Origin of the sequence: Streptomyces fradiae ATCC 10745 = DSM 40063 (genome assembly GCF_008704425.1) — a bacterium.
GTDB lineage: Bacteria > Actinomycetota > Actinomycetes > Streptomycetales > Streptomycetaceae > Streptomyces > Streptomyces fradiae.
The window spans coordinates 2,342,111-2,356,600 of sequence record NZ_CP023696.1 but is presented as its reverse complement, the minus strand read 5'-3'; the positions used below and the strand labels follow the sequence as shown (position 1 = coordinate 2,356,600).

12 protein-coding genes and 1 tRNA gene are annotated in these 14,490 nt (G+C 77.8%); 4 read left to right on the top strand and 9 right to left on the bottom strand.

Features of this window, described 5'->3' with window-relative positions; genetic code table 11:
* Positions 1–31: 31 nt before the first annotated feature.
* Entirely contained in the window at positions 32–1,276 is a 1,245-nt protein-coding gene (locus CP974_RS10450) for a M6 family metalloprotease domain-containing protein (RefSeq protein ID WP_031131491.1), read from the top strand.
* A 108-nt stretch (positions 1,277–1,384) separates the two neighbouring features.
* Here the strand turns inward: CP974_RS10450 and CP974_RS10445 are convergent.
* From CP974_RS10445 to CP974_RS10420, 6 genes are all read right to left on the bottom strand, one after another.
* A tRNA-Lys gene (locus tag CP974_RS10445) sits at positions 1,385–1,458 on the bottom strand.
* Positions 1,449–2,162: a bifunctional DNA primase/polymerase gene (locus CP974_RS10440; RefSeq protein ID WP_031131489.1), complete on the bottom strand. Its 714-nt coding sequence runs from the start codon at positions 2,160–2,162 to the stop codon at positions 1,449–1,451. The genes CP974_RS10445 and CP974_RS10440 overlap by 10 nt, the downstream gene beginning before the upstream one ends.
* Before the next feature lie 363 nt (positions 2,163–2,525).
* Positions 2,526–2,891, bottom strand: a complete 366-nt coding sequence (locus CP974_RS10435; protein ID WP_031131487.1) for a DUF8844 domain-containing protein — start codon at positions 2,889–2,891, stop codon at positions 2,526–2,528.
* A 447-nt stretch (positions 2,892–3,338) separates the two neighbouring features.
* The gene (locus CP974_RS10430) at positions 3,339–4,679 is read right to left on the bottom strand and encodes an AAA family ATPase (protein ID WP_031131485.1); all 1,341 of its coding nucleotides are present in this window, start codon (positions 4,677–4,679) and stop codon (positions 3,339–3,341) included.
* A complete protein-coding gene (locus CP974_RS10425) occupies positions 4,676–6,424 on the bottom strand; it encodes a hypothetical protein (RefSeq protein WP_031131483.1) in 1,749 nt (582 codons plus the stop codon). The genes CP974_RS10430 and CP974_RS10425 overlap by 4 nt, the downstream gene beginning before the upstream one ends.
* Positions 6,424–7,752 carry a hypothetical protein gene (locus CP974_RS10420; protein WP_031131481.1) on the bottom strand — a complete coding sequence of 443 codons (1,329 nt, stop codon included), beginning with the start codon at positions 7,750–7,752 and terminating at the stop codon, positions 6,424–6,426. Before CP974_RS10420 ends, CP974_RS10425 begins: the two co-directional genes overlap by 1 nt.
* Before the next feature lie 325 nt (positions 7,753–8,077).
* Here CP974_RS10420 and CP974_RS10415 point away from each other — a divergent pair, with 325 nt between their 5' ends.
* Complete coding sequence (locus tag CP974_RS10415; protein WP_031131478.1) at positions 8,078–8,674, top strand: histidine phosphatase family protein; 597 nt, start codon at positions 8,078–8,080, stop codon at positions 8,672–8,674.
* Positions 8,675–8,708: 34 nt separating this feature from the next.
* Here CP974_RS10415 and CP974_RS10410 read toward each other — a convergent pair whose 3' ends face one another.
* Positions 8,709–10,103, bottom strand: a complete 1,395-nt coding sequence (locus CP974_RS10410) for an NsdA family TPR-like regulatory protein (protein ID WP_031131476.1) — start codon at positions 10,101–10,103, stop codon at positions 8,709–8,711.
* Positions 10,104–10,703: 600 nt separating this feature from the next.
* On the opposite strand from CP974_RS10410, the gene CP974_RS10405 reads away from it, so the two are divergent.
* The gene (locus tag CP974_RS10405; RefSeq protein ID WP_373276729.1) at positions 10,704–11,201 is read left to right on the top strand and encodes a hypothetical protein; all 498 of its coding nucleotides are present in this window, start codon (positions 10,704–10,706) and stop codon (positions 11,199–11,201) included.
* A 67-nt stretch (positions 11,202–11,268) separates the two neighbouring features.
* Entirely contained in the window at positions 11,269–12,141 is an 873-nt protein-coding gene (locus tag CP974_RS10400) for a spermidine synthase (protein WP_031131472.1), read from the top strand.
* A gap of 100 nt (positions 12,142–12,241) precedes the next feature.
* Here the strand turns inward: CP974_RS10400 and CP974_RS10395 are convergent, their stop codons facing one another.
* The gene (locus CP974_RS10395) at positions 12,242–12,643 is read right to left on the bottom strand and encodes a hypothetical protein (protein WP_031131469.1); all 402 of its coding nucleotides are present in this window, start codon (positions 12,641–12,643) and stop codon (positions 12,242–12,244) included.
* Positions 12,644–12,821: 178 nt separating this feature from the next.
* Positions 12,822–14,441, bottom strand: a complete 1,620-nt coding sequence (locus CP974_RS10390) for a GH1 family beta-glucosidase (RefSeq protein WP_078915585.1) — start codon at positions 14,439–14,441, stop codon at positions 12,822–12,824.
* Between the last annotated feature and the right edge of the window lie 49 nt (positions 14,442–14,490).

The following is a 14,490-nucleotide window of genomic DNA, read 5'->3' as shown; positions in this document are numbered from 1 at the left end:
GGCGTCCCGTATCTCGCACCCGGAGGTCGACGTGGAGGGTCAGCAGCCGCTCGCGCGGCCACCCGGCGGAGTGCACCGGCCGAGTCTGCGCTCGACGGCCGCCGGAGTGTTCTCCCTGGTCGCGTTCGCCGCCACCGGCCTGGTCGCCGGCCCCGCCGCGGGCGAGCCGTCGGCCGGTCCCTGCGCGCTGCCCCGCACCGACGCCCACCACTCACTGGGACTGGACACCTGGAACGCCGCGTACCCCAGGCCCGACCGGACCCTCGACGCGGTGATGCTGTTCCTGTCCTTCCCCGACGCCGCGCCGCTGCACGGGACGCGGACCATCGCCGCCGACTACTTCCCGGACACGGCCGACTTCTTCGAGCGCGCCTCCTACGGCCGGTTCACCCTGCGCGCCGAGCCCCGGCACGGCTGGCTGCGGATGCCGCGCCCGTCCACCGCCTACGCGATACAGCGGGACTGGGCGCCGGACCGGCGGGCCGCCTACCTGCGGGACGCGCTGGCCGTGGCGGACCCGGTCGTCGACTTCTCCCGGTACGACATCGTCTACCTGGTGGCGGACCCGGACGCGCCGGGCGTCGACTCGGACGCGACGAAGGTCGTGAACCTGCGGACGCCGCTGCGCGCGGACGGCCGGGACATCGACCGGGTGGTCACCCTCTTCGAACGGCACCCGCCGGACCGCAACGTCCTCGCCCACGAGACCGGCCACGTCTTCGACCTGCCCGACCTCTACAACCGGCCCGTCGACGGCAAGGGCGACTGGGACACCCATGTGGGTGACTGGGACGTCATGGGCAGCCAGTTCGCACTGGCCCCCGAGCCCTTCGGCTGGCACAAGTGGAAGCTGGGCTGGCTCGACGAGCACCAGGTGCGCTGCGTGCGGCGGTCCGAGACGCTGACGCTCCAGCCGCTGGCCGCCGAGTCCGGCGAGGGCGCCGTGCCGGGCACCCGCCTGGCGGTGGTCCGCACGGGCCCCGGCACCGTCCTGGCGGTCGAGGCCCGCGGGGCGGCCGGGAACGACCGGGCCACCTGCGCGGAGGGCGTCCTCGTCTACCGGGTGCGCGGCGGGACGGAGTCCGGGGCGGGACCCGTGGAGGTGGTGGACGCGCACCCGCTGACGGAGGCGTGCCGGGACCGCTCGGTGTACCCGCCGCTCGCGGACGCGCCGCTGGCGGAGGGCGAGTCGCTGACCGTGCAGGAGGAGGGCGTGCGCGTCGAGGTCCTGTACCGGACGGCGGCGGGCGGCTGGACGGTGCGGATCACGCCGTAGGCGCGGTACGGCCTCGCGCGCCGGCACGTACCCGGTGCACGAGGCCCGCCCTTCGCGCCCGGGCGCACGAAGAAGCCCCCCGCTTCCGCGAGGGGCTTCTTCCGTCTGTGCGCCGCCAGGGACTCGAACCCCGGACCCGCTGATTAAGAGTCAGCTGCTCTAACCAACTGAGCTAGCGGCGCCTGCTGACGTCGTAGACATTAGCACCCCGGTCGGGGTCAGGAGAAATCGATACCCGCACGTCACCGGCGGACGTGGCGCGCGCCACCCGGACGCACGCCCACAGCACCACCTCCGGCCCCGGCAGCCAGGGGCAGCGCGTGTCGGGGGCCACGACCCAGCGCGGGCCGTCCTCGGCCGCGCCCGCCAGGGGCGGGATCGTCACCGCGTCGCCCGTGCCGTGGCACAGCAGGGGCGGGACCGCCTCGCCCCACTCCTCCCAGCGGAGCAGGGCCGGCAGCCGCTGACCGGTGCCGGGCGCGGTGAAGAGCAGCATCCGCCCCAGGTGCGCGGCGACGGGCCCGGAGCCGGGCCCCTCCTCCCAGAGCCGGTCCAGCAGGCGGCGGCCGAAGATCGCCGGGACGTTCACCACGTCGAAGGCCGTGCCGCAGGGCAGTACGGCGGGTGCGGTCGGGCGGGCCTCCCACCGGGCGAGCATGGCGGCCCGGTCGGGGGAGGCGGAGGCCAGCCACTCGGCGCCCTCGGCGGTGACCTGGGAGGTGTGGTGCGCCTGGTCGCGCAGCCGCCGCAGGAGGCCGGTGCGCCGCTCCTCGATGCCGGTTACGGCCTCGGTGCCGAGGTCGGCCTCGACCGGGGCGGGCGCGTGGGCGCGCGCACGGGCGGGGGCGGGGCGGAGCGGGGTCTTCTCTCGCAGCCAGGTACTCATGACATCCAGGAGTACCGTGGGTGACGATCTGGTTTCGCAGAGTTTTCGGAAACGAGGACAGGAGGGGTACCCGGGGGGTATCTTTCGCCCTCGGCATATGCCGCCCCGCCCTGTCTGCCCGGTCCGCCCTGTCTGCCCGGTCCGCCGGGAGCCGATGGGCCGGGGCCTGACGGGCGGGCCCTGTGGCTCTGCCGGCCCGGCCCGGCCCGGCACCTGCCCGGCCCCGCCCTCTTTGCGCGGAACCTCCCTGGAGGGGTCCGCGGACGGGCCCCTCCCCGGGACGGGTCCTCCCCGGACGGGCGCGGAGGACCGGCCCCACCGGACTCCCGTGCCGGGCTCCCCCACCGGGCCGGGGGCGGTGGTTCAGTCGTCGGCGCCCGTGCCCGCGCGGGCCGCGCCGCGCAGCAGGTCCCGGCCGAACTCGACCATCCGCACCGCGTAGTCCTCCGTCCACTCCGCGCGCCGCGCGATGTCGGCGGTGGACAGCCGGTCGAAGCGGCGCGGGTCCGCGAGCCGGGCCGCGGCGACGGCCTGGTACTCGACGGCCCGGTCGGCGGCGGCGCGGAACGCCATCGCCAGCTCCGTGGACCGGGCGAGCAGATCGCGCGGGTCCTCGATGGACTCCAGGTCGAAGAAGTGCTCCGGGTCGGCGGCGGCCTGCGCAGGTTCGAAGAGCAGGGGCGCCGGCCTGAGCCGCCGCTGCTGCCCGCTCCGCTCGGTATCCGCCATGGAGGACTCCCATCCCGCTCGCCGTGCCGCCGCCCCTCTCCGGTGACGGCCACCGACCATTGTCCCGCCTCCCGCAAGACCGGGTGAGGGCCACGGCCCGCCGGCCGAGGCGCGCCCCCTCGGGCCGGCCCTCCCACCGGCCGCCCCCGGCCGCCCGCCTCCGCACCCGCCCACCCCCGGCCCGGGTCGGTGCTTCCCGCGCCCGACCTGCCGCCCGCCCCGGTACGCCCAGGGCCAGGACCGCGCTGGGCGTGCGCGCGCCGCCGAGGCCCGCGCCCGCCGCCGGGGCACCGCGCGCCCGCCGCCCTGGGCCCTCCCGGCGGGCGTGCCTCCGACCGGCCGCACCGGCCCGGTCCGCACCCGGCCCCACCGGCCCGGTCCGCACCCGGCCCCGCCGGACGAGCGGCCCACGACCCCCGCGGGGTCTGCGCCCCACCGCCCAGCGCCCTACGGCCGCCAGCCCACGCGGTGTTCGGCGAGGTGGGAGAGGACCGCGTGGTTGGCCTCCCAGCCGTCGGGGAACTTCACGGTCACGCCGAGCTGGACCGGCTCCGTCGACGGGTGCTCGTCCAGCAAGTCGGTGACGCCCTCGCGGCACACCACCACGCACGCGTGCCGGTGCCGGGAGGCCAGGACGCACAGGCGGCCCGTCTCCAGGTGGAAGGCCGTCGCGTCGGGGCGGCCCGACAGCGGGTGCAGCACCACCGTCACGTCGTACTCGCGGCCCTGCAGCCGGTTGGCCGTGTCGACCGTGACGCCGTGCACGCCCAGGTCCGCCAGGGCCGCGCGGACGGCCGCCGCCTGGTCCCGGTGGGCGGTGCCGACGGCCACCCGGTCGGCGGTGACCGGCAGCGGGTGCCCGGCGCGCTCGCTGACGGCCGCCGCCCCCCGGTCCAGCAGCCGCCGCACCACCAGCGCGCACGCGTGCACGGCCTCGGGGTCCGTGCGGGGCGTGTGCCGGGCCGGCAGCTCCAGCAGCCCCCACCCGGACTCTGCGGCCTCGTCCAGCACCCGGTCCGCCGCCGAGCCGTCCGACGCGGCGCCGAACGCCAGCCGCCGGTCGCCGTGGCCCGTACCCGCGCGGAACGGCGTGTACGGGTAGAACGCGGCCGACACCAGCGGCGCCGCCGACGCGGGCAGCCGCCACGACACCGGCAGCCGGTGCTGCGGCAGGTCCGGGTTGTGCGCGAGCAGCGTCGACACCGCGCTGGCCGACGGGTCGTACGACAGCCCCGCCCACTGCTCGGCGCCCACCACCGAGAACGGGTCGAGCTGCCCCGGATCGCCCACGAACAGCGCCCGCTCGAACAGCCCGGCCACCGCCAGCAGCGCGTCCGACCGCATCTGGTAGGCCTCGTCGACGATGGCGTGCCGCCACGGCTCGACGCCCTTCACGTGCGCCCACTTCGCCGCCGTGGAGATCACCACCGGCAGCCCCGCCAGCTCCGCCGCCTTCGTGGACGTCACCACGGAGTCGAGGCCGTCGAGCGCCTTGTCGTAGGCGTCCGGGTCGCTGGCGTGCAGCCGCCCCACCGGCAGCTCGGGCTCCTTCTCGGCGATCCGCAGCACCAGGTCGTCCACCTGGGCGTTGGTCTGCGCGACGACCATCAGGGGGCGGCCCGCCGCCGCCAGCTCCAGGGCGGCGCGCACCACCAGCGTCGACTTGCCGGCTCCGGGCGGCGAGTCCACCACGACGCCCCGCGCGTCCCCGTGGAGGGTGTCCTCCAGGATGAGGCGGGTCGCCTCGGCCGCCGCCGACGACGGGTCCGGCACCTCCTGCCCGCTCACAGCACGTCCTCCGGGGTCACGGGGTCGGGTGCCTCCGCCGCGTCCTGGCGGGGCGGGCCGCCGTGCGTCCACGGCGTCTCCTCCGGGTCGGGCAGCTTCGGCCCGACCCGCTGGTCGTGCTCGAACAGCGTCCACACGATCCGGTCGCCCTTCTCCGGTACGGAGCCGGGGGCCGGCTCCCGCGACCGGCCCATCCGGTCCAGCACCCGCAGCACGACGGCCCGGCCCCCGCCCTCGGCGAGGCCGGCGCCGTCCGCGAGGCCGCCCTGCCGCCCGTCCGGTCCCGAGTCGCCGTCCCGCCCCGAGTCGTGCGCCCGCGCGTCCCCGTCCGCGCCAGGACCGCCGTCCGCGCCAGGACCGCCGTCCCCGCCGCCGGGGCCGTCGCCCTCGGCGTACCCGACGAACTCCGCCGTCTGCGGCCGCCCGTCCAGCGACCGGTACGCCTTCACGCCCGGCCCCAGGTGCGGCGCGTCGTCCGTCCGCACCGTCACCAGCGGGCGCGGCGACGGGCGCTTGGACTCCGTCCACTCCATCGTCACGTCCACCACCTCCCCGGCGAACGCCTCGCCCGCCAGCCGCCGCCCCGCCATCACCAGCGGGTCGTCCAGCGCCTCCTGCGCCTCCAGCTGCGTCTGCGCGCCCTCCCGCGCGGCCAGCTTCCGCGCCGCCGTCACCGCGTCGTCGCGGCGCGGCTGCGGCGGCTCACCGGCCCGCACCCGGTCCCGGTGCCCGGTGAACGACCAGCGGTCCCGCGTCCACCGGTCGGCGACGCGCCGCCCCGGCGGCAGGCCCCGCACCAGGTCCAGCGCCCGCCACACCGCGTCCCAGGTGGGCCGCAGCTGGGCCAGCACCAGCTCCCGGATCCGCTGCTCCGCCCGGTAGAGCTCGCCCAGCCGCTCGTCGGCGGCCTCGCCGTCCTCCGCCGCGCCCAGCGCCTGCCGCGCCCGGTCGTACCGCTCGATCGCGGGCGCCAGCAGCCGGTTGTCGAACGCCGGGTCCGTCGCCGGGCCCGCGGGCGGGCACAGCAGCTGGCCGTCCCGGTCCCGGCCCAGCTCCGCGCGGAGGGCCGCCGCCGCGCCCGAGGCGCCGTCCGGCGGGTCGATCCACGCCAGCAGGGCGCCCAGGTGCTGGTCCTCCAGGGAGGACTGGCCGGTCGCCCAGTGCCGGTTCAGCAGGTCGGTCGCCGCGACCAGCAGCGACGAGCCGGGCACCCGCGCCCGCTCCCCGAAGTGCGTCAGCCACCGGCCCAGCAGCGGGACGCGCGGCGGCGCGGGGAACGGCGTCTCCGGGTCCTGCTCGGCCGTCCGCCGGAACCGCGTCGACCGGCCCAGCAGGCGTACGTACTCGACGCCCGCCCGGCTCGGCACCACGAGCTGCGGCGCGTCGAGGCACAGCTCCACCTCGACCTTCACCTTCCCGCCGGTCTCCGGGTCGGTCTGCGACTGCTCGACCGGCTCGACGGCGTCCGCGTACGCGTCGACGTACGGCAGGACCGCCTCGGCCAGGTCGGCGAGGAACGCGAACCGCAGGTCCCGGTCGCGGGGCTGCGGTACGACGAGGAGGCGCGGCGCCCGGCGGTCCGTGCCGACCAGGGCGCCGAGCGGCGCGCCCGCCTCGCCGGACGTGGTGAGCGGCACGAGGACGAGCGGTGCGTCCGAGACGTGCCGGTGGCGGACCGTGGCCAGCGGGCGGGCCCGCCCGGCCTCCACGGCCTCCAGCCGCGCCAGGGTGGTGATCAACGACATCAGGCCGCCCCCGCCCCGGTGCGCGCCCCCGCGCCCCCCTGCCCCGGCACGCCCGCGCCACGGGCACCGCCCGCGCCACCGCCGGGACCGCCCGCACCATCCGCTCGACCGCGACCGCCCAGGTCATCCGCCCCGGCAGCGGTCCCGCCCGCCCCGGCCACCGCCTCCGCCACCGCCTCCGCGCGCAGGGCGGCGGCCCGCCGCAGCGCCGCGACCGCCGGGTCGCGCGGGTCGCCCGCCTCGCCGCGCGCCGCCGCCAGGACGTCGCCGACCGTCGTCAGACCGCCCAGCTCGCCCCGCACCGACCGGCCCAGCGCCTCCACCGCGCCCGCCGAGCGGGCCCGGTCGCGGCAGTGGAACGCCAGCTCGCAGGCGGCCAGGCACTCCGGGGCGTACGCGTGCGGCACCGTGTCGACGGCGGCCGTCAGCTGCTCCGTGGAGCACGCCGACACGTCGAAGGTCACGCCCCGCGGCACGGCCGCCGCGATGTCCTCCAGACGGGTGAGCCGCGCGAGCTGCCGCCGGGTGACCGCGAGCTGCTTGCGCACGTCGACGAGCGAGCCGGTCGGCTGGTTCGAGAAGTCCTTCGGGCAGACCAGCAGCACCCGGTCGGCCACCTCGGCGCCGTCCGTGACGGCGGCGATCCGCTCCAGCGCCAGCACGTACACCGCCGCCTGCCGGGCCGCGGCGCCGACCTTCGAGGCGTCCGCCGCTCCGTCGATCATCGGGAACGACTTGATCTCGACGACCGTCCACGTCCCGTCCGGCCGCACGACCACCGCGTCGGGCTCCAGGTACACCGGCGAGCCGGCGACCTCCAGGGCCAGCATCGGGTGGTCGAGGAGCGTCCAGCCGCCCGCCGTGGCGGCCTCCCGCAGCGCCAGCGCCGTCCGCGCCGCCCGCCCCTCGGGCCCGGCCGCCGCCAGGTCCGGCGTGCTCACCTCACCGGGCGCGTCGGCCCCCAGGAGCCGCAGCAGCTCGGCGCCGCCGTCGGCCTTGACCTTCGCCTCGAAGGCGTTGCCCCGCATGAACGCGAACTGCGACTGCCCGAATCCGGACGGCGAGCCCAGCGCCGAGGCGAGCGCCGCCTTGTCCACCCCGGCGCCGTCCAGCAGCGCCCGGCGGCGGCAGCCCGGATTGGCGGCGAGGGCGGCCAGCGCGCGGGCGTCCAGCGGGTGCGGCACCGCGGCGGGGCCGCGCAGCTCGGCCAGGCGCCGCCGCAGCGCGGACTGCCGCGGCACCTCCGGCGCCTGCCCGGCCGGCGGGACGGACGGGGTCTGCGGGGTTCGCGGCACCGGACGCGGGCCGCTGCCCAGGGAATCGCTCACCGCGGAAGTCTCGCATCCGCCACTGACAACCGGGGCGGGAACGGGCCGCCGGCCCGCCACCGGACCGCCCCGCGCGCGTGCCGGACCGCGTGCCGGACCGCGTACGGGACCGCGTGCCGGACCGCGTGCCGGACCGCGGGCCGGATCGCGCACGGGACCGCGTGCCGGACCCCGTGCGGGAGGACCCGCGCGGGACGCCGCCAGGCGGCCACCCGCCGGCGCCGGGCGATCGGGGCCGCGTCGCGCGCGTACGGGATGATGGAGGGGTACGTCGCTGCACCCGCCGTCGTGTGCACTCTCGCGCAACACCACAGGAGTACGCCCCATGGCACCGCGCATCCTGCTCGCCCGGCACGGCCAGACCGAATGGTCGCTGCTCGGCAGGCACACCGGACGGACGGACATCCCCCTGCTGCCGGAGGGCCGCCGGGGCGCCGAGCTGCTGGGGGAGCGGCTGCACCGGGGCCGCTGGACGGGCCTGGAGGGGTACGAGGTCCGCACCAGCCCGCTCGTACGCGCGCGGGAGACGTGCGAGATCGCCGGGTTCGAGGACCGCGCCACCGAGTGGGACGCGCTCATGGAGTGGGACTACGGCGCGTACGAGGGGCTGACCCCGGCCGAGATCCAGGCGGTCCGGCCGGGCTGGCTGATATGGCGCGACGGCGTCCCGGAGGGCGAGACCCCGGCGCAGGTGGCGGCGCGCGCCGACGAGGTCGTGGAGTGGGCCCGCTCCGCCGACCGGGACGTGCTGGTCTTCGCGCACGGCCACATCCTGCGCACCATCGCCGCGCGCTGGCTGGGCGAGGACATCGCCTTCGGCGCCCGCGTCCGGCTCGACCCGACGAGCCTGTCGGTGCTCGGCTGGGCGTACGGGATGCCCGCCCTGGAGCGCTGGAACGACACCGGCCACCTGGAGCCCTGACCCCGGCCGCACCGCGGTGCGGGCGCCGTCGGCGCTAGCCGGCGCCCCGGCGCGGGGGCGACGGGCGGCGGCGGGCGAGGAAGGCGGCCACCGCCGGCAGGGACCGGTGCGGGAGCAGCAGCCGGGCGGTCCGGGCGAGCATCGCCTCGATACGGGAGGACCGCACGTCCCCCAGCAGGTCGAGCACCTGCCCGCCCGCCTCCGCCGCCTCCTGCGGGGCGCCGCTCAGCGCCAGGTCGGCGGCGAGCTGGGCGCGGTACAGCGCGAGGTTCCGCGCGAAGTGCGGGTCGTCGAGCGCGGCGGCCCGCCGGGCGTGCCGCGCCGCGCGGGCCGGCTCGCCCAGCAGCGACCAGCACTGGGCCTCCAGGAACTCCAGCTCGGGCTCCCCGAAGAAGGTCATCCACTCGGGGTCGGCGTCCGACGCGCCCCGCCCGAACAGGGTGTGCGCCCGTCCCAGGGCCTCCTCGCACGCCGCGCGGTCGGCCAGCCCCGCCCAGCCGCCCGCCTCCCGCAGCGCCAGCAGCGACAGCAGCCGCGCCGACGCCAGGTGGCGGGCCGCGCGCTGCCCCGCCTGAGCGGCCCGGACCGCCTCCCGGAACCGGCCCTCGTCCCGCGCCAGGAACGAGGTGTTGGAGAACGCGTGCGCCTCCAGCCCCGGATCGCCGCCCACGCGCGCGGTGGCCAGCGCCTCCGCGTAGTGCGAGCGGGCGTCCTCCGGGCGGCCCGAGTCGTGGGCGAGCCACCCCACCGACAGGGCCAGCTCGCCCGCGCCCGCGTGCAGCCGGTCCGCGGCCGACTGCCGGGCCGCCGTCCCCGAGTCCAGCAGCGCGTACGCCGACCGCAGGGGGGCCGCGGCCCGCGCGTACAGCCCGTCGGCGCCGTGCCGGTCGTCGAGCACGCGGATGCGCCGTACGGCCTCCTCCACCGCGGCGGCCTCGGTCTCGCCGTACCGGCCGCCCGTGCGCGGGGCCGGGACGACCGCCAGCGGGTCCGCCCCGCCGCCGCGCCCCGACGGGGCACGGGCGGGGGAGGGGCCCAGGCCCAGGGAGGCGGCCGCCACGGTGGCCGTGCCGCCCGTCATGAATGCGCGACGCAGCACGTCGCTCTCCTCATCGTTCCGGAGGGGTGTGGGGGGCGCCGGGGCGCCGGCCGCCGCGCGAGCGGCCCGGCCCCGGACGCTTTCCCGCGCCATGAAGCCCAGGTCGGCCAGGGACCGGCCGGGGAACATGTGCAGGAACACCCGTTCGTACGCGTAGTTGGGGCAGCGAATCTCCCCCGACTCCACCCGGCCGACGTAGCGTGCGTCGCACGCCACGTGCTCGCCGATCTCCCGGGCCGCCCGGCGCACGGCGGCGGCGAACTCGGCGGGGGAGCGCTGCCCCCGCAGGCGGCGGAAGGCGAGATTCGGAACTGCCCGTGACGAGGTCATGGCGAGCCCTCTCCTGCGTGCTGCCGAGGCTCCGGCGGGGCACGAACGTACCGGCTGCGGTGGTGGGCATACCCGTGGTTTGGCTACAAACCGGATATCTCACCCGCGATCCGCCATGAAGTGCCATCCTTTGCGGCGGGATTTCGCCGTAGCTGTTGACGCCTCCCGCCGTTGAACCCCCGGAGACCGCACGTGTCTCCCCACGGGGCTCTTGAGCGAGGAGGGGATCCCTTGTCGGAGGACGGCATGGAGGCCGGTCCGCGTGGCGACGGCGAGCCGCACACCACCCTGCGGCACGCGCCCACACGGGACGAGAGCGCCCGCCCGCCGGGGCCGGGCGACGGTCGCGACGCCCGCGAGCACCCGCCCCACGAGGCGTACGAGCCGCGCGGCACCCGGGAGGCATACGAGCCGCGCGGCACCCGCGAGGCGTACGGGGAGGCCCGGGCACCGCACGAAGTCCGCGAGGCGCGCAAGGGGGACGCGCACCCCAAGGGGGACGCGCACCGCGACAACCACGGGCCGTGCGAGGCGCCCGGGGCGCGTCCGGCCCACGCGGCCCGCGCATCGCACGGGGCCGGGGCCCCCGAGGTGCACGAGGTGCACGAGGCCGGGACTCACGAGGCGCGCGGGCGGGCCGCCGCACCGCCCCACCAGGGCCCCCACCAGGGCCCCCACCAGGGACCTGAGCAGGACCCCCGCCAAGTCCCCGAGCAGGGTCTCCACCAAGGCTGCGACCTGGTCACCGTCCCCGCGCGGCAGGGTCTGGAGGCCGTCGACATCCTGCGGCGCGGCGCCCCCTCGGTCGGCCCCGTCCTGCACGACGGCGCCGGGGGCACCCTCGGCTTCGTCGTCCCGCCCGGCACGGCCGCCGACTGGGACGTGCCGGGCAGCGCCTGCACCGGGACCGACGGGCGGGGGCTGCGCCTGACGGCCGCGCCGGACGCCGGACACGGCGCCGCTCCGGAGCCGCCGGTGCCCGGCAGCGGCTGGCTCCTCCCTCCGGCGGACACCGAACCGGTCACCGACCCGGCCCTGCTGCGCCGGGCCCTGGGCGAGGCGGCCCGCCTGCTCCGGGTCGCCGACGACTGCCGCTGACGGCCGGCCCACGGCGGCCCCGGTGGCCGCCTCACCGGGGGTCTGTCCCGCGGCCGATAATGGGCGGGTGGCGAGGAACAGGCAGCGGGGCGGACGTGCGGCGGCGGATCGGACGGTCAGCGAGGCCGTCGACGGCGGGGTCGCCGAGCTGGTGCCCGACCGGGACCGGCCGCGCGCGTGGACGCTGCTCGTCGACGGCGCCCCCCAGTCGCACGTCGACCTCGACGACCCGGCCCGCCTCGACTTCGCGTACCAGCGGCGGCTCGGCCACGTCGCCGACCTCGCGGCGCCGCCCGGCCGCCCGCTGCACGCCGTGCACCTCGGCGGCGGGGCGTTCACCCTCGCCCGGTACGTCGCCGCGACCCGGCCCCGCTCCACCCAGCAGGTCGCGGAGATCGACGCGCCGCTCGTCGGCCTCGTGCGGCGGGTCCTGCCGCTCGACCCGGCCGCCCGGATACGGGTGCGCGGCGGCGACGCCCGCGCCGTGCTGGCGAGGGTGCCGGACGACTGGGCGGACCTGGTGATCGCCGACGTGTTCCGCGGCGCCCGCACGCCCGCGCACCTGACCAGCACCGAGTTCCTGACCGAGGCGCGGCGCGTCCTGCGGCCCGGCGGGGTGTACGCGGCCAACCTCACCGACGGGCCGCCGCTGGCCCATCTGCGCGGTCAGGTCGCCACCGCCGCCGCCGTCTTCCCCGAGCTGGCGCTCGCCGCCGACCCGGTGGTGCTGCGCGGCCGCCGCTTCGGCAACGCCGTGCTGGCCGCCTCGGCCGTCCCCCTGCCGGTCGCCGAGCTGACCCGCCGCGTGGCCGGCGACCCGCATCCGGGGCGGGTCCTGCACGGGCGGGAGCTGGCGGACTTCACGGGCGGGGCGTCCGCGGTGACCGACGCCACCGCGAAGGCGTCCCCGGAGCCGCCGCCGTCCGCCTTCGAGCCGTAGACCCGCGCCCCGGCCGCCCGTACGGGCCCCCGCCGTGCCCGCTCCGGCGCCCGCCCCGGTGCGGCACGCGTGTCCGCTGCCGCACCGGGGAAGGCGGGGGCTAGGCGCCGGGTGCGGTGGCGAAACGGACGAACCCGGCGACGCGCGGGCTGAACGCCGGCACGCACTGGTCGCCGAGCGCCGACCGCACGCCTGCCACCACATCGGCGTCCGGCTCCCCGAACACCTCGAAGCACTCCACCCGGCAGTGCTCCATCACCTCCCGGATGTACGGGTCCGCCAGCCTCCAGTGGGCGCGGACCGCGTCGGAGTCCCGGTAGAGCTGGAAGCTGTGGGCGAGCATCCGCTCCTCGTCCACGAACGTCTGCACCATCAGCTGGGGCCCATGCCGCTCCGCGAACGCCACGGCCCGGGCGACGGCGGCGCGGAAACCCGCCATGTGGCCGTCGGTGATGCGCATGGTGTTCCGGAAGAGCAGGGTCGTCGTCTCGTGAACGCTCATGCCGCGACGCTCGCGCATCAACCGTGGTTGAGGTCAAGCACCGCCCGGTGCACCGGCCGGCGGTCCGGCCCGGTTGCCGGTGACCGGTGACCGGCGGTCCAGGGTCCCGGGCACCGGTCAGCCGCGTCCGGCCGGAGCCACGCCCGCACGGGGCGCGCCCGGCCGGGGACCGCGGGTGTCAGGGGGCGCCGTCCCCCGCCGCGCCGCCGGCCGCGGGCCCGGCGGTCTCCACCGGCACCGCCTCCACCGGCACCGCCTCCACTGGCACCGCCTCCACCGGCACCGGCACCGCTTCTCCCGGTACCGCATCCACCTGCACCGGCACCGCCTCCGCGGCGCCGTCCGCCGTGCGGGCGCCGTCCGCCTCCGGGGCGTGCAGGACGCCGGTGCGGGCCACCCGCGCGTACCAGAGGGCGCTCGACTTGGGCGTGCGGGTCTGCTCCGCGTAGTCCACGTGCACGATGCCGAACCGCTTCGCGTACCCGTACGCCCACTCGAAGTTGTCCAGCAGCGACCACAGGAAGTACCCGCGCACGTCCGCGCCGTCCTGTACCGCCCGGTGCACCGCCTCCAGATGGGCGTGGACGTACGCGGTGCGCTCCGGGTCGTGGACCGAGCCGTCCGGGCCCACCGCGTCCTCGTAGGCGGCGCCGTTCTCCGTCACGTACAGCGGCAGGTCCGGATGGGCCCGCGCCACCCGCGTCAGCAGGTCGTACAGGCCCGACGCGTCCACGGACCAGCCCATCGCCGTCCGCTCGCCCGGCGGCTGGTGGAACACCACCTCGTCCGCCGCCGGCCACGGCGAGTACGGGCCGCCGCCGTGCCCGCCGTCCGCCATGCCCGGCTCGGCGCCGCCCGGCGCCGACACCAGGGTCGGCGTGTAGTAGTTGACGCCCAGGAAGTCCAGCGGCTGGTGGGCCGCCGCCGTGTCGCCGGGCCGCACGAACGCCCAGTCCGTCAGCCCCGCCGTGTCCGCCACGAGGTCCTCCGGGTACGCGCCCCGGAGCATCGGGCCGAGCCAGACGCGGTTGCCGACCGCGTCGATGCGCCGCGCCGCCTCCACGTCCTGCGGCGCCGCCGTCAGCGGCCTGACCTCGTGGAGGTTGAGCGACACGCCGACCTCGGCGCGCGCCGGGAGGGCCGCGCGCAGCGCCCGCACGGCCAGCCCGTGGCCGAGGTTCAGGTGGTGGGCGGCGCGCAGCGCGGCGACCGGGTCCGTGCGCCCCGGCGCGTGCACCCCGGAGCCGTACCCGAGGAAGGCGCTGCACCAGGGTTCGTTGAGCGTGGTCCACCGGTCCACGCGGTCGCCCAGGGCATCGGCGACGAGCGCCGCGTAGTCCGCGAACCGCTCCGCCGTGGCGCGCTCCGGCCAGCCGCCCGCGTCCTCCAGCTCCTGCGGCAGGTCCCAGTGGTAGAGGGTCAGCGCGGGCCGTACGCCCGCCGCGAGCAGCTCGTCCACGAGCGCCCGGTAGAAGTCGAGGCCCTTCTGCACCGCCGGGCCGCGCCCGGTCGGCTGCACCCGCGACCAGGAGACCGAGAAGCGGTACGCGGTCAGGCCGAGCTCCTTCATGAGCCGTACGTCGTCGCGGAACCGGTGGTAGTGGTCGACGGCCACGTCCCCGGTGTGCCCGCCGAACACCTTGCCGGGGGTGTGGGAGAACGTGTCCCAGATGGAGGGCGTGCGGCCGTCCTCCGCCGCCGCGCCCTCGATCTGGTACGCGGCGGTGGCGGCGCCCCACAGGAAACCGGGCGGGAACTGGCGGACGGCGGTGAGCGGCCGGGCTTCGGACGCAGTCATAGGAGAGCGCTCCCAACGCGAGAGTGACGGGGTACGGGCGGGGTGCGGC

Bases quoted from the DNA above. Each gene is read 5' to 3' on its own strand.
- CP974_RS10440 (WP_031131489.1), bottom strand. From the start codon at position 2,162: ATGAGTACCTGGCTGCGAGAGAAGACCCCGCTCCGCCCCGCCCCCGCC.
- CP974_RS10435 (WP_031131487.1), bottom strand. From the start codon at position 2,891: ATGGCGGATACCGAGCGGAGCGGGCAGCAGCGGCGGCTCAGGCCGGCG.
- CP974_RS10425 (WP_031131483.1), bottom strand. From the start codon at position 6,424: ATGTCGTTGATCACCACCCTGGCGCGGCTGGAGGCCGTGGAGGCCGGG.
- CP974_RS10415 (WP_031131478.1), top strand. From the start codon at position 8,078: ATGGCACCGCGCATCCTGCTCGCCCGGCACGGCCAGACCGAATGGTCG.
- CP974_RS10410 (WP_031131476.1), bottom strand. From the start codon at position 10,103: ATGACCTCGTCACGGGCAGTTCCGAATCTCGCCTTCCGCCGCCTGCGG.
- CP974_RS10395 (WP_031131469.1), bottom strand. From the start codon at position 12,643: ATGAGCGTTCACGAGACGACGACCCTGCTCTTCCGGAACACCATGCGC.
- CP974_RS10390 (WP_078915585.1), bottom strand. From the start codon at position 14,441: ATGACTGCGTCCGAAGCCCGGCCGCTCACCGCCGTCCGCCAGTTCCCG.